Here is a 14,439-nt window from a genome sequence, read left to right on the forward strand (position 1 = left end):
TCGCGCGCGGCGAAGCCACGCCGCAGACGAAGGACGCTGGAAAAATGATCAAGAAACTCGGCGCCGAATTCTTCGGTACATTCTGGCTCGTCTTCGGCGGCTGCGGCGCAGCCGTCCTCGATGCGGCCTTTCCGCAACTCGGGATCGGTTTCGGGGGCGTCGCTCTCGCCTTCGGCCTGACCGTCCTGACCATGGCCTTTGCCGTCGGCGGCATTTCCGGCGGCCATTTCAACCCGGCCGTCTCGCTCGGCGTCGCCGCCGCCGGCCGCCTGCCGTGGAACGCGCTCGGCCCCTACTGGGCCGCCCAGGTGCTGGGCGGCCTGCTGGCGGCCAGCCTGTTATACCTCATCGCCTCCGGCAAACCGGATTTCGTGGCGGGCGGCTTCGCCTCCAACGGCTACGGCGCCCTCTCGCCCGGACATTACGGGCTTCTCTCCGGATTCCTGATCGAGACGATCCTGACGGCGGGATTCCTGGTCGTGATCCTGGGCGCAACCTCCCGCACCGCACCGGCGGGGTTCGGCCCGCTGGCGATCGGGCTCGCACTGACCCTGATCCATCTCGTCTCGATCCCCGTCACGAACACGTCGGTCAATCCGGCCCGTTCCACGGCGGTCGCGTTCTTCGCGCAGACGGCAGCGCCGGGGCAGCTCTGGCTGTTCTGGACAGCCCCGCTCATCGGCGCCCTGCTCGGCGCCTTCATCTGGAAATACCTGATCGCAACATCGGAATCATGACGGAAACCCGGTCAGGGCGGCATGGAGGAAGGCGTATCCGACATGCCCGGCTCGGGAGCCGTTCACTCCCCGGCCAGCTTCTTCAACACCTGGATGGCCGCAATCCGCTCGCACGCATCCAGCGGCACCAGCGTCAGTTCGGTAATCCGCGCCGCCACCGGCAGGTCGCGTTTCACCAGTTCCTCACCCTGCTTCGTCAGGGACGCCAGACGCTGGCGCCGGTCCGATGCGTTATGTTCCACCACCACCAGATCGCGCTCGCCCAGTCGGGCGACGATCCCGCGCAGGGTCGCAAGATCGATCGCCGTCAACTGGCTGATCCGCGTCAGCGCCACCGTGCCGGCCTCGTGGATCGTGACCATCACCGCGAACTGCACCGCCGTCAGCCCGTCCTCTCCCATCGTCTGCTGGAAGATCGCGGTATGGCGCTGATAGGCCTTGCGCAGCAGATGGCCGATCTGCTCGCCGAGCACATAATCGGGAGGCGCCACCGCCTGCTCCGCCGCTTTTTTCCGTCCCGCCATCAGCCGCCACACGCCATGATCGCCGTCCCTTCCGTCAGAACGCTTGTTTACGACGCGGCCAGAAAGCCATCCACCGCCGCGCAGAACCCGTCCAGATTGTCCCACGGAATCATATGTCCCGCATCGGGCACGTGGGCCATACGGATCGTCGGCAGCAATGTCCGGATTTCCTCCCCGTCCTCGGGCAGGATCACGCCGTCACGCGTCGCGACCATCAGCAGGGCCGGCGGCGTGAGGTGCGGCAGGTCCTGGTGGATGTCCTCGGTGTGGAATTTCTCGAACGTCACGCGCGTCGCCAACTCGTCGCAGGTATGCAGCCATTCGGCGCGCAGGCGAAGCTGTTCCTCGGTCCAGGTCGGGCAGAAACGGCGCATCGCCTCGGAATCCATGCCCCGCCGCGCGGCGCGGATCGAATCGACATACCATTCCAGCTTCGCCGGATAGGCCCGCCGCCCCGGCCCGCTGACCGGCGGATCGACCAGCACCAGCGCGCCAATCCCCCGCGCATCGCGCCGCGCCAGACGGATGGCGATCCGCGCCCCCATCGAATGGCCCAGCACCACGCAGCCTTCCAGGCCCAGCGCATCGATCAGCCCGCGCACATCGTCAGCATAGCTGTCCAGATCGTAGTCCAGATCCGGCCCGGTTTCCGACAGGCCGCGCCCGCGCACATCCAGCACATACACGTCATGCGTCGCCGCCAGGCGCTCGGCCACGAACCCCCAGGTGATGGCTGGGCTGGTAATGCCCGGCACCAGCACCAGCGGCACGCCCTGCCCGCCGTAGCGCAGGTAATGCTGGCGGATTCCATTGGCATGCACATGCGCGCCGTAGAGGAAACTTGTCTCGGTCATCACGGCTTTCCTTCTGTCGTGGAATCAGGATTCTTCTTTTTCTGAAGAAAAAGAAGCAAAAAGACTTTTATTCGTTCAGGAGCCTCGGAACACGCACGCACAAGGCTCCTGAACAGATCAGAAGTTTTTGGTTCTTTTTTTCAAAAAAGAACAGAAACGCTTCAATAAGCGCCCGACAGCAACGCCCCGCCACCGGGCGCGATCCGTTCCAGCTCCAGCGCCCGCAGCATGGCATGGGTCGTGGCGATCGCCGCCGACAGCACCGGCTTGCCGGTCAGGGCCTCCACCTTCGGCACCACGGGCAGCGAGGGCATCTGCACACAGGCCGAAAGCACGATGGCATCGGCATCCTTGTAGTTCAGACCGGCGACGATGCCCGGAAGATTCTGCGGATCATGCGCCGCCACGTCCAGATTGTCGGGAATCTCCAGCGCCACATGGTCGATCACCTCATAGCCCTCGCTGGCCAGGTAATCGATCACCAGCCGGGTCAGCGGCTTCATGTAGGGCGCGACGACCACAATGCGGCGCGCGCCGAGCGTGGCCAGACCATCGACCAGCGCGCCGGCACTGGTCACCACCGGGGCCGGCGCGCCGTTCTCCACCGTGCGGCCATGCAGCCGCGCCTCCGACACGCGGTGATAGCCCACGCCCATCGACATGGTGGCCACCAGGCAGGCATAGCCCAGCACGTCGACGCGCGCGTCGCTGAGCTCCAGCGCGCACCGGTCGGACTGCGCGTCCATCGCCGACAATTCGTCCTTGCTGACCGTCTTCATGCGCATGCGGCTGGAATGGAACAGAAACCGCTCCGGCCGGATCAACTGCCGGGCCGCCAGCAAGGCCGGGATTTCGGTTTCCATCGTGATGTTGGAACTCGGGACGATCTGCCCGATCCTATAAAGCGATTTCATGAACAAATCCTGCGTGGAAGGGAAGTCAGCGATTGGACAGGCGCGACAGCAGCGTGTCGTAGTCCATCACGTCGCCGCATTTCTGGGCCATGTCGAACAGATTGGCCTCGTGCGGGCCGATGGCGCGGTCGCCCACGCAGTCGGACACGACGATGGGGCGGAAGCCCAGCGACATGGCGTCGATCACGCTGGCACGCACGCAGCCGCTGGTGACGCAACCCGCGACCACCAGCGTCTGCACGCCCCGATGGGCATACCACGCCGCCAGCGGCGTGCCGGAGAACGCCGAGGGCACGGTCTTGCGCACCACATATTCCCCCGCCACCGGCGCCAGTTCCGGCACGATGGCACTGGCCGGATTGTCCTCGGTCAGGCCCAGCATGCTGGGCACCTTGGCCGAGAACACGTTGGCATCCGCCCCGTCATCGGCGAAGACGATGCGGGTATGCGCCACCGGCCAGCCCAGCCGCCGCGCGGTGTCCAGCAGCGGACGGGTGCGTGCGATGGCCTGCGGGATATTGCCGCCGCCAAACGCCGCCGGATCGGCAAAACCATTGACGAAATCGACGATCAGCAGCCCCACCTGCCCCACGATCCCCAGTTCGCGGCCGAATCCCTGCCGGGCATACAGCGCGCCGTCCGTTTCCTGACCCGTCATTCCCCTGTCTCCTTCACCAGTTTTCCATCACGGACCACCGCCCGCCCATCGAGGCTGACGGTGCAGTTGCGCATCGGGATGTCGATATGGCAGGCGGTGTCGCGCGTGCCCCCGGCCTCGTTGTTCGGGCCGGTGGACCACAGGAAGTTTCCGGCGCAGGCACGCGAATCCATGCCGATCGTCGCCTCGCGGTCATACAGGCCCAGCACCGACCAGTGCGCGCGCTCCTGCAACCCCCAGCCGACATGCGACACGGCATAGACTTCGGGATCGTTGAAGGATTCCATATAGCCTTTCAGAAGATCGGCCTCGAGCCCACCCTGTATGTCGGTCACGTATCCCTTCTCGATCGTGAAGGTCACGGGGTCGCGCACATAGTCCTTCTGCGGCAGCAGGATGTCGCCCCGGTCCAGCACGATGGTACCGCTGGCCGTGCCCTCGTTCGACCAGGTGGCCAGAAAGCCGCTGGGCCAGTGGTCCCACCGCCCCGGCCGGTCGCAGAAGCCATATTCCTCCAGGATCGGATAATCGCCGAGCGTGAAGCGCACATCCGTTCCCGCAGCCGAGGTCACATGCATCTCCCGCGCCGCACGCAGCACCTTCGAGGCCGCCAGCACGCGGTCGCGATCCTCGGCCGTGGGCACCATGCGCAGCAGGATCTCGGGCGGCTCCACCGCCAGCAGGATGCGCCCGCCGGCCGCCAGGATCTCGTGCTGCTCGGCCGAGAACAGCAGCGTCATCAGGTCCAGCACCAGGTCGCTGGCCTTCAGCAGCGCCAGCGCCGCGTGATTGCCGGTCAGCGGCGTGGTGCCGACATAGGCCAGCGGATCGCGCGACAGCGACACCCCGCCATTGACCGGCAGCAGGTCGAGCCGGTTGACGATCGCGCCGCGCGCCTGCGCCGCGAGGATGGCGGTGCGCATTGTCTGCGCATTGGTGTCGCTGGAAGTCAGGACGGTCACGGTCCGGCCGGCCGCGATGCCGGACAGGTCCAGAACCTGCCGCCATGCATCGACAAGTTCGCAATCGCTTACGGGCATGGTGTCTGTTCCCCGGATGAAGTGGAAGACGGTGCGCGGCCCCGGCCCAGCACCAGATTGACGCCGATCGCGGTCAGGGTCGCCGCCGCGATGCCGCCCAGCGTGGCGCCGCCGATCGTCAGCGTCAGATTGCCGGCCCCCGCGATCAGCGTGGCACCGACGGTGAAGAGCGTGCGCGGATCGGCGAAATCGACGGCATGGTCGATCCAGATCCGCACCATGGTGGAGACGATCAGCCCCAGCACGCCGAGCGCCAGCCCGCCCATCACCGGTTCGGGAATGGCGCGCAGCAACGCGCCGAAGAAGGGCGAGAAGCCCAGCGCGATGGCAAACAGCGCAGCGGCTGCGAACACCAGCGTGGAATAGACGCGCGAAATCGCCATCACGCCGATATTCTCGACATAGGTCGTCACCCCGGTGCCGCCGCAGAAGCCGGCCAGCATCGTCGCCAGCCCGTCGCCGATGAACGCCCGGCCGGTCAGCGGGCCGTAATCGCGCCCCGTCATCGCGCCCACCGCCTTGATATGCCCCAGATTCTCCGCCACCAGCACCAGCGCCACGGGGGCGATCAGCATCATGGCGTGCGGCGAGAAGCGCGGGCCGACCAGCGCCGGCCAGCCGAACCAGGGGGCGGCGCGCACGGCGGCGAAATCGATCGGCGGCGCCAGCCCCAGCCCGTTGGCCACCAGCGCATAGACGGTGCAGGACACGAGCAGCCCGCACAGCACGGAGAGCCGGCGCACCGCGGACGGCGCATGCACGGCGATCATCGCCACCGCCAGAAAGGTGAAGATCCCCGTCAGCGTCGCCGATGTCGATCCGGCCAGCCCCCGCGCCGCCACCGGCGCCAGATTCAGCCCGATCGCCGCCCCTACCGCGCCGGTCACCACCGGCGGCATCAGCCGCTCGATCCATCCGGTACCGGTCAGGCAGACGATGCCGCCGATCAGCGCATACAGCGCCCCTGCCGCCACGATGCCGCCCACGGCCAGCGGCACATCGGGGTTCGGCCCATGGCCGGAATAGCCGGTCAGCCCCACCACCACGGCAATGAACGAGAAGCTGGTGCCCAGATAGCTGGGCAGCCGCCCGCCGGTGACCAGAAAGAACAGCAGCGTGCCCAGCCCGGAACACAGCACGGCGATATTGGGATCGAACCCCATCAGGATCGGCCCGATGATGGTCGATCCCGCCATGGCCAGCACATGCTGCACGCCCATCGCCAGAGTCATGCCCAGGGGCAGGCGCTCGTCGGGCGCGACCTCGGCGCCCGTCGCCAGCCGCCAGCGCGGTAGCCAGTTCGCGTTCATCGATGCTCTCCTGTGCCGGGCTCTCCTGTGCCGGCGGCGCGTATGCGGGCGATCACGTCCTCCACCCCCTCCCACGGGGGGCGTCCGGGCGCGTAGGTGACGCGGATATGGCGCATCAGGGCGGCGATCTGCGCGTCGGACAGGCTGGCGGCGAAGCCCGGCATCGCCCCCACGCCCGGCGTGGCGGGGCGGGAAATGCCATGCAGGATCACCTGCGCCAGATTGTCCGGCCGATCGGCAGAGACATTGCTGTTCAGCGCCAGCGAGGGGCGGGCGCCGAACATGTGCGGGGCCTGCCCCTCATGGCAGGCGGCGCAACTGCCGCCATAGACCCGCGCGCCTTCGCCCGCCCAGGCGGCATCGCGCGCCCGGATCGCGGCGGCCTGCTCCACCGCCTGCGCCCGATCGGGCGATGCCGCGCGGGTGTCGAAGCTGGCCACATAGGCCGCGATCGCCCGCACATCGGCCTCGGGCAAGGTCGCCATATGCGTCACCACCGGCGCCATCGGCCCGGCCGCCGGCCCGTGCCGTTCGGAAAAACCGGTGCGCAGATAAGCAAACAGATCATCTGCCGTCCACGGCACCGGCGAGTGCGACAAATTCCCCAGCGCCGGGGCCTCCCACCCTTCCGCCATGCCGCCGCCCAGCCACGCGCCGCGCCATTTCTCGGCCCCCAGCGCATTGCGCGGCGTATGGCATGCGCTGCAATGGCCCAGCCCCTCGGCCAGATAGGCGCCCCGGTTCCATTCCGCCGAGCGCGCCGGATCGGGCGCGAAAGGCCGCGTGTCATGAAACAGCACGTTCCACCCCGCCATCAGCGGACGCAGCGAGAACGGAAAGGCCAGCTTCGTCTCCGGCACCGCGTTGCGCACGGGCTCGCGCGCCATCAGGTAGGCGTACAACGCCTCCATGTCGGCATCGCTCACCTTCGCGAAGGCGGTGTAGGGAAAGGCGGGATAGAGGTGATGCCCGTCGCGGCTGATCCCCTCGCGCATCGCCCGCGCGAACGCCGGATAGGACCAGCGCCCGATCCCGGTTTCCTCATCCGGCGTCAGATTGGTAGAGCGCACGATGCCGAACGGCGTCTCCAGTTCCAGCCCGCCGGCATAGGCCATGCCGCCCGGCGCGGTATGGCACACCGCGCAATCGCCCGCTGCCGCTACGTCCCGCCCGCGCGCGATCGTCGCCGCCGACCAGCGCGCCGGGTCCGGCCGCGCCACCGGCGCGATGCCCGGCCGCCAGGGCGATGCCATCACCGCCAGCCCGCCGATGCCCGACAGCAGCGTCCCCACCGCCGCCAGCCCCACCCAGCCACGCAGCCGCGCCTGCGCGGGCTTCGGCGTCGGCCCCGCCGGCATCAATTGCGGCAGAGGCTGTGGTACATCTTCGATTTCCCGAAACACCCCCAGCGCCGCATCCAGTGCGGCGCGCACGCGCTCCGGCGTAAACGGCACCTCGCGAAACCGCACGCCGGTCGCGTCATGCAGTGCATTGGCGATCGCCGCCGCGCTGGGCACCGAGGCCGACTCCCCCACGCCCAGCGGCGGCTGGTCCTGCCGGTCCATCAGCAGCACGTCGATGTCCGGCACCTCGGGGAAAGTCAGCAGCGGATAGGTGCCCCATTCGCGGCTGGCGACGCCGGCAGGGTCGAACGCCACGTCCTCGCGCAGGGCACGGCTGACGGACTGGATGACGTTGCCATGGATCTGGTGCCGCACCCCTGCCGGGTTGACCATCATCCCCGAATCCTGCCCGACGACGACCCGCGTGACCGCGACGTGCCCGGTCAGGCGATCGACCGTGACATCCGCGACCCACGCCGCCCAGGCCGCCGGCACACCGGGAAAGGCACCATGCACATACTGGGCGTAGGCCACGCCCCGCCCCCGCAGCACACGCTGCGCCGGATCGACCCGGCGCGGCCCGCTGCGCGGCATCCATGTCGCCCGCCGTGCCGTCGCACGCAGTAGTTCGGCCGCCCGTTCGTCGGGCAGGTAGCGCAGCCGATACGCCACCGGATCGACCCCGGCCGCCTCGGCCAGTTCGTCGATATAGCATTCATGCGCGAAGCTGTTGGGCATGGCCGACACGCCCCGGAACCACGACGCCCGCGCGATCGGCGGCATGTCGTGCACCGTCACGCGTGCATTGTCGTAGCCATAAGGAGGCACCGACGTCCGGTCGCCCATCTGCACGATGGCCGGCGTGGCGGCCGGCACGACCCCAGTCAGCACCAGCGCCAGCAGCGGAGAGACGTTCGAGGGATAGCGCGTCGAGAAATCATAGGCCGCCGGCGTACCATCCGCGCGCAGCCCGCCACGCACCTGCATGAGCTGCGCCGCCCCCTTCGGTTCCCACACATGTTCCTGCCCGCGCGTCAGTTGCACCCGCACCGGCCGGCCCACGGTACGCGACAGCAGGGCGGCATCGCCGCACACATCGTCGGCGCAGTTTCGTCCGTAGCAGCCGGCGGCCTCATGGCGGACGATGGCAATGGCGCCTTCCTCCAGCCCGGTCAACAAGGCGATGTCGGCGCGCAGCATGTGCGGGTTCTGGGTGCCGGACCATACCGTCAGGCGTCCACCCCGCCAGTCCGCCACAGCACAGGACGGACCGATCGAGGCATGCATCTGGTACGGCCACAGATAGGTCCGGTCCATGCGGATCGCCGCGTTCTCCGCCCCCGCATCCACGTCGCCCCGGTCCAGCAGCCGGCGCGGGGTGGACGGGTTGGCCAGCAGGGCCGCTTCCAGATCCGACAGATCCGGCAGGTTGACCTGACGCCACGACACGCGCAGCCGGCGCGCGGCCTCCTCGGCCTGCTCCTCGCGCTCGGCAACCACGCCGACGAAATCGCCCTGCACCACGACATCGACCAGGCCGGGCAGTCCGGCCACCGAGTCCCGGTCCACGCCGATCAGGCTGCACCCGACGAACGGTCCGTGGTCGAACCCGCCATAGGGCGGGCGGATCACCCGCCCATGCAGCATGCCCGGCACCCGCACGTCATGCACATAGACCGCGCGGCCCGTGACCTTGTCGGGAATATCCACGCGCGGCATTGGCCGCCCGACCACGCGATAGGCGGCGGGGTCCTTGACCGGCACCGCCTCGTCCAGCCGTACGCGCAACGTCCGCCCGTCCAGCAACATGCCATAGGTCAGCAGCATGTTTTCCGGCCAGGGATGGCTGCCTGACGGATCGGCCGACAGCACGCCGTCACGCACCGCCAGCCCTTCGGCCGGCACGCCCATGCGCTCGGCGGCCAGTCGCACCAGCACCCGCCGCGCATGGGCGGCGGCGCGGCGCAGCGGCACGGCCGTCACCTGGATCGTCTCGCTGGCAATGGTGGCGCCCTGGTTCGGCGCGACCTCTGTATGGCCCAGCACCATGGTCACCGCATCCGGCGCCACATCAAGTTCCTCGGCCACGATCTGGGCCAGTGCGGTGCGGATGCCGGTGCCCAGATCGACATGCCCGCAATAGCCGGTGACCGCACCACTGGCCTGCACGACCAGAAAGACCTCATCCGCCGGCACGTCGTCCGAAGCCCCACGCGCCACCAGCCCGCCGGGCGGCCGCGCGGCACGGACGACGGTCAACGACCCGCCCGGCTCCGCCACGCCCCCCATCAGGCGGCCTCCCCGCCCGTCGCCGTGCCGCCCGCCAGCCCGCAGGCCAGCCGGGCGGCACGCAGGATCTCGACATGCGTGCCGCAACGGCACAGCACGCCGCGCAACGCCGCCAGCAGCGTCGCATCATCAGGCGCCGGATCGACATTCAGCAACGCCCGCACGGTCATGACCATCCCGTTCAGGCAATAGCCGCACTGCGCCGCCTGCTCGGCCACGAAGGCGCGTTGCACCGGGTCCAGCACACCGTCGCGCGCCAGCCCTTCCAGCGTCGTCACCGGCCAGTCGGCTACGTCCCCGACCGCCAGCCCGCACGACCGCGCGACCCGCCCGCCGACAAGCACCGAACAGGCGCCGCATTCGCCCAGACCGCAGCCATATTTCGGCCCGTTCAGGCCCAGATCGTTGCGCAGCACATGCAGCAGCTTCGTGTCCGGCGGCACGTCCAGCACATGGCGTGTGTCATTGACCGTCAGGACCATCGCCGGTGGCATCGCCCCCTCCCCGCGTCAGGCCGTCAGGTCGACGTCATAAATGTCGTATCCATACACCCAATAAGGATCTTCCTGATTCCGCAGCCAGGTGTTGGCATTGGAGACCTGCTGCACGCGCGAGGCCCGCTCGATGCGATGCGCACGATAGGCCTCGAAAGTCCGCGACAGGTCCCGCGTGCCCAGTTCCGTCATGCAGCGGGTCAGCATCGCCGCATCCTCGATCGCCATGGCGGCACCCTGCGCCATGTGCGGCTTCATCGGATGGCAGGCATCGCCCAGCAGCACCACCCGCCCGGCATGCCACAGCGGCAGCGGGTTGCGCGTATAGAGCGGCCATTTCGTAATCGTGTCGGCCACGTCGATATAGGCTTGGACCAGTTCGTGATAGCCCTTGAAGGATTCGCGCATCGCCTCACGCGTGCTGGGCACCCACGGCACGCCGGCCGGCCAGCTTTCCGCCGGCTCGCCGGTGACGAAATAGAATTCCTCGCGCGTGCCATCCAGCGCATAGGCCATCATGTGCCGGTCGGCCGACCACCATTTGACACAGGGCTCGACCTCCAGCCCCGACAGGCGCGCCATCGGCAGGATGCCGCGATGCGCGACCCAGCCGGTGAACAGCGGCGCCTCCGGACCCAGCAGCTTCTCGCGCACGCGCGAATTGATGCCGTCCGCGCCGACCAGCACGTCGACCACATCGGTGGTCCCGTCCTCGAAGGAGAGCAGGACATCGTTCGCCCGTTCCTGGAAATCGACCAGCTTCTTGCCGAACCGGACCAGGTCCGGCGGCACCGCGCCGATCATGATGCTGTGCACGTCGCCGCGATGGATGGTGATGTAGGTGGCGCCATAGCGCGCATGCTCGGCATTCAGCGGAATGCGCGACAGATAGGCCCCGTCATCCCATTTGCGGCTGAACCAGTATTCCGGATGGCTGGACGCGTCCTCGATCGCCTGCTCGATCCCCAGCCGGCGCATGATCTTCATGACGTTGGGCCCGTACTGGATGCCCGCCCCCAGTCGCGAGAAGGCCGGCGCCTGATCGTACAGCGTCACCTCGAACCCGGCGCGCTGCAACAACCCGGCGGCCGCGGTGCCCCCCAGCCCGGCGCCCACGATGCCAATTCTCCGCGCTTCGACCATCATCCTGCCTTCCGCATGCCCAGCCGGGCGTTCATCCGTCCAGACAGAAGGTATACATACCATTCCTGATACGCAAGGATATTGACGGTCCGAAACCACCACATTCCGGCCGCCCCCGACAGCCGCCCCACCGTCCGGTCACCGTTTCGTTTCCGCTCCACGACTCCGACCGCCACCTCTCCATATATCCTTATAATGACGTGAAGACATGAGATGAGACAGGGTGGGTGGCCCACGCATCGGTCTGCGATTCGTGGTTTCGGTACCACAGAAAACCCATCCGGAACGAAAACAGGATGAATCCCGTCCTGAATCGATAAACAACGCCTACATTGTTTATTGACATTGCAGACCCGTTCCATACCACTATCGCAACGACGCGGCGGACCGCGGCTCCCGTCAGAAAACCCCCATACGCAGACAGGATGGATACCATCATGGAGACCATGACCCGAACCCTTGCCACGTCGCTGATGGTCACGACCATCCTGGCCGGCGCAACCGGGTACGCATTCGGTCAGCCGACCCCGGACACGACGGGAACCACGACCGGCCACCCCGCCGCCCGGCCCGCACGGGCTGCCCCCTCCCGCCCGGCGGCGGCCGATGCCGAACAGGTGTCGGTGGTTGGATCGGGTTCGACCCGCCAGGTCCAGACGATCAGTACCAGCCAGATCTCCCGCTCCGTGCCGGGCACCAGCCCCTACAAGATCATGAACCAGATGCCCGGCGTCGCCTTCACCTCAGCCGATCCGCTGGGCATCGATACCTGGAGCCAGAGCATCTACATGCACGGCTTCTCGCAGGATCAGCTCGGCTTCACGCTGGACGGCATGCCGCTGGGCGCGCAGACCTATCGCGCCTATAACGGCCTGAACGTGAACAACGCGATCAGCCCGGAGAACATCAAGCGCCTGAGCGTCTCGCAGGGCGCGGGCTCGCTGGACGTGGCGTCCAGCAGCAATCTGGGCGGCACCGTCCAGTTCTATTCCCTCGATCCCTCCGACCATTTCGGCGGCAAGGTGGCGCAGACCTTCGGCAGCAACGCCACCTTCCGCACCTTCGGGCGCATCGACAGCGGGCAGCTCAACCCGTCAGGCACCAAATTCTACGTCTCCTACGCCCGCACTTCAGACGATAAATGGAAGGGCCATGCCGGGCAGTTCCAGCAGCAGGTCAATGCCAAGTTCGTCCAGCCCATCGGCGAATCCACCAAGCTGACGGGCTTCTTCGACTGGTCCGACATGGCGGAGGCCTCGTACGCCGTCGAATCGCTGGAAACCATCCACAAGCTCGGCACGCGGGTCGATTATTATTATCCCGACTACACCACGGCCTATCGCGCGGCCCAGGGCATCTATTCCCATGGCGAGCAATTGACCCGCAGCCCCAGGGACGTCGCCTATTACGACGACCCCGCGCTGAGCCAGGATTATTTCGGCGGGTTGACGCTGGATACGAAGCTGAACAGTGCCATGGACTGGAAGACCACGATCTACGGCCATGGCGATTCGCTGGACACGCACTGGACCAACCCGCACATCACGTCGCCCAACGGCGCGCCGCTGGCCGAACAGGTCCGCCGTTCGGGCTTCCAGCGCTACGGGCTGACATCGGGCTATACCTGGCGCTGGCAGAAAAACACGTTCAACACCGGCCTGTGGTATGAAAACGATCATTACACGATGGGGCAATATTACTATCAGGAGCCGATCCTGGGCCAGGGCAACCCGATCGACCCGTTCGGCGCCCTGCCGCAGCCCTTCGCCCAGGCATGGGGCAACGTCTTCAATACCAACACGTTCCAGTATTACCTTCAGGACACTTACAAGATCCTGCCCAACCTGACGGTACATGCCGGGTTCCGCTCGCTGCTGGTCACGGCGCGCAGCGGCGTCACGGAGAACAACCAGAAATATACCGGCGTCGCCAACCTGCCCGCCGGCAGCCTCACGGCATCGAACGCCTTCCTGCCGCAGGTCAGCGCCAACTGGCGCTTCCTGCCGCATAACGAACTCTATTTCGACGTCTCGAAGAACATGCGCGCCTACCCGCAGGCCGGCTATTCGCTCGGCTCGCCCTGGTCGGTCACCACCATGGCTTCGTTCCAGAACGCAAAGAAGAACCTGAAGCCGGAAGAGGACTGGGTGTACGAGCTGGGCTATCGCCTGACGATGCACCGCGCAGTCGGGCTGATCAGCCTGTATCACACGGATTTTTCAAACCGTCTGCAGACGATCACCTCCGGCGCATCGATCATCCAGAACCAGTCGACGATGCAGAATGTCGGCGGCGTGCATATCTGGGGCGTGGATGGCAGCCTGACGCTGAACCCGATCGACGGAATGTCGCTGTATAACAGCATCAGCTACAGCCGGCAGCGATTCGACAGCAACCTGACGACCGGCGGCGTGACCTACAACCTGTCCGGCAAGAACATCCCGAACTATCCGGACCTGATGTACAAATCCAGCCTCAGCTACTCCTACGGCCCGGTGATGGCACATATCGACGCCAACTACATGTCACGCCGCTATCTCAGCTACATGAACGACACCCATGTCCCCGGCTACTGGCAGACCAACCTGGGCGTACGCGTGCGCGGCGGCGATCACGGCCCGCTGCACAACATCACCGTCGATTTCAATATCTACAACCTGACCAACACGACCTACATCTCCACCGTCGGCGTGCAGGGCAACCCCATCGCCGGCGACTATCAGTCGATGCTGATCGGTGCGCCCCGACAGTTCTTCGGCACGGTCAGCGCCAACTTCTGAGCATGCCGCAACGGCCTCCCCGCGCCTACTCCCTGAAGGCGCGGGCGAGGACGTTCTGCTTTTCCAGCGAGACGGGCAGGGTGGTGGCGGTGACGGTCACGCCCTGCCAGCCCGCGCCCATGGCGGTGTAGAGATTGACCGCATCCTGCAACCGCTCCAGCCGCGCCTCGGCCTCGGCATTCTCCGCCGCCAGGGCGGTGCGCTCGGTCGTCAGCACCTCGAGGAAGCCCACGAGGCCGGCACTGTAGAGCTTGCGCGCGCGGTCGCTGGCCAGCCGGCTGTCCTCGGCCGCGCGGTGCAGCAATTCGGTATGTTCCACATCGTCATGCCAGGCCGCCATCGCGTCCTCGACC

The 14,439-nt window shown here is 67.0% G+C and carries 12 protein-coding genes; 2 read left to right on the forward strand and 10 right to left on the reverse strand.

Features of this window, described 5'->3' with window-relative positions:
• The first annotated feature begins 44 nt into the window (after positions 1-44).
• Positions 45-737 carry an aquaporin Z gene (gene aqpZ, locus HLH29_RS13350; RefSeq protein WP_182967608.1) on the forward strand — a complete coding sequence of 231 codons (693 nt, stop codon included), beginning with the start codon at positions 45-47 and terminating at the stop codon, positions 735-737.
• Between the two features lie 62 nt (positions 738-799).
• Here the strand turns inward: aqpZ and HLH29_RS13355 are convergent, their stop codons facing one another.
• The 9 genes from HLH29_RS13355 to HLH29_RS13395 all read right to left on the reverse strand — a co-directional run bounded on the left by HLH29_RS13355 (position 800) and on the right by HLH29_RS13395 (position 11,309).
• The gene (locus HLH29_RS13355; protein WP_182967610.1) at positions 800-1,261 is read right to left on the reverse strand and encodes a MarR family winged helix-turn-helix transcriptional regulator; all 462 of its coding nucleotides are present in this window, start codon (positions 1,259-1,261) and stop codon (positions 800-802) included.
• Between the two features lie 47 nt (positions 1,262-1,308).
• Entirely contained in the window at positions 1,309-2,115 is an 807-nt protein-coding gene (locus HLH29_RS13360; RefSeq protein ID WP_182967612.1) for an alpha/beta fold hydrolase, read from the reverse strand.
• Positions 2,116-2,276: 161 nt separating this feature from the next.
• A complete protein-coding gene (locus tag HLH29_RS13365) occupies positions 2,277-3,029 on the reverse strand; it encodes a maleate cis-trans isomerase family protein (protein WP_275944184.1) in 753 nt (250 codons plus the stop codon).
• A gap of 25 nt (positions 3,030-3,054) precedes the next feature.
• Positions 3,055-3,687: an isochorismatase family protein gene (locus tag HLH29_RS13370; protein WP_182967614.1), complete on the reverse strand. Its 633-nt coding sequence runs from the start codon at positions 3,685-3,687 to the stop codon at positions 3,055-3,057.
• Positions 3,684-4,727, reverse strand: coding sequence for a M29 family metallopeptidase (locus HLH29_RS13375; RefSeq protein WP_182967617.1), 1,044 nt, complete (start codon positions 4,725-4,727; stop codon positions 3,684-3,686). The genes HLH29_RS13370 and HLH29_RS13375 overlap by 4 nt, the downstream gene beginning before the upstream one ends.
• Complete coding sequence (locus HLH29_RS13380) at positions 4,718-6,037, reverse strand: solute carrier family 23 protein (RefSeq protein ID WP_182967619.1); 1,320 nt, start codon at positions 6,035-6,037, stop codon at positions 4,718-4,720. Before HLH29_RS13380 ends, HLH29_RS13375 begins: the two co-directional genes overlap by 10 nt.
• The gene (locus HLH29_RS13385; RefSeq protein ID WP_182967621.1) at positions 6,034-9,669 is read right to left on the reverse strand and encodes a molybdopterin cofactor-binding domain-containing protein; all 3,636 of its coding nucleotides are present in this window, start codon (positions 9,667-9,669) and stop codon (positions 6,034-6,036) included. The genes HLH29_RS13380 and HLH29_RS13385 overlap by 4 nt, the downstream gene beginning before the upstream one ends.
• Positions 9,669-10,163: a (2Fe-2S)-binding protein gene (locus HLH29_RS13390; RefSeq protein WP_182967623.1), complete on the reverse strand. Its 495-nt coding sequence runs from the start codon at positions 10,161-10,163 to the stop codon at positions 9,669-9,671. The genes HLH29_RS13385 and HLH29_RS13390 overlap by 1 nt, the downstream gene beginning before the upstream one ends.
• 15 nt (positions 10,164-10,178) lie before the next feature.
• On the reverse strand, positions 10,179-11,309 hold the full coding sequence (locus HLH29_RS13395) for an FAD-dependent monooxygenase (RefSeq protein WP_275944185.1): 1,131 nt from the start codon (positions 11,307-11,309) through the stop codon (positions 10,179-10,181).
• Positions 11,310-11,752: 443 nt separating this feature from the next.
• Between HLH29_RS13395 and HLH29_RS13400 the strand changes: the two genes are divergently transcribed.
• Positions 11,753-14,086: a TonB-dependent receptor gene (locus tag HLH29_RS13400; RefSeq protein ID WP_182967625.1), complete on the forward strand. Its 2,334-nt coding sequence runs from the start codon at positions 11,753-11,755 to the stop codon at positions 14,084-14,086.
• Between the two features lie 25 nt (positions 14,087-14,111).
• Here HLH29_RS13400 and HLH29_RS13405 read toward each other — a convergent pair.
• Positions 14,112-14,439: TolC family protein (locus HLH29_RS13405; protein WP_182967627.1), on the reverse strand; the 328-nt coding region annotated here is incomplete at its 5' end.

This window comes from Gluconacetobacter tumulicola (assembly GCF_014174215.1).
Lineage (GTDB): Bacteria > Pseudomonadota > Alphaproteobacteria > Acetobacterales > Acetobacteraceae > Gluconacetobacter > Gluconacetobacter tumulicola.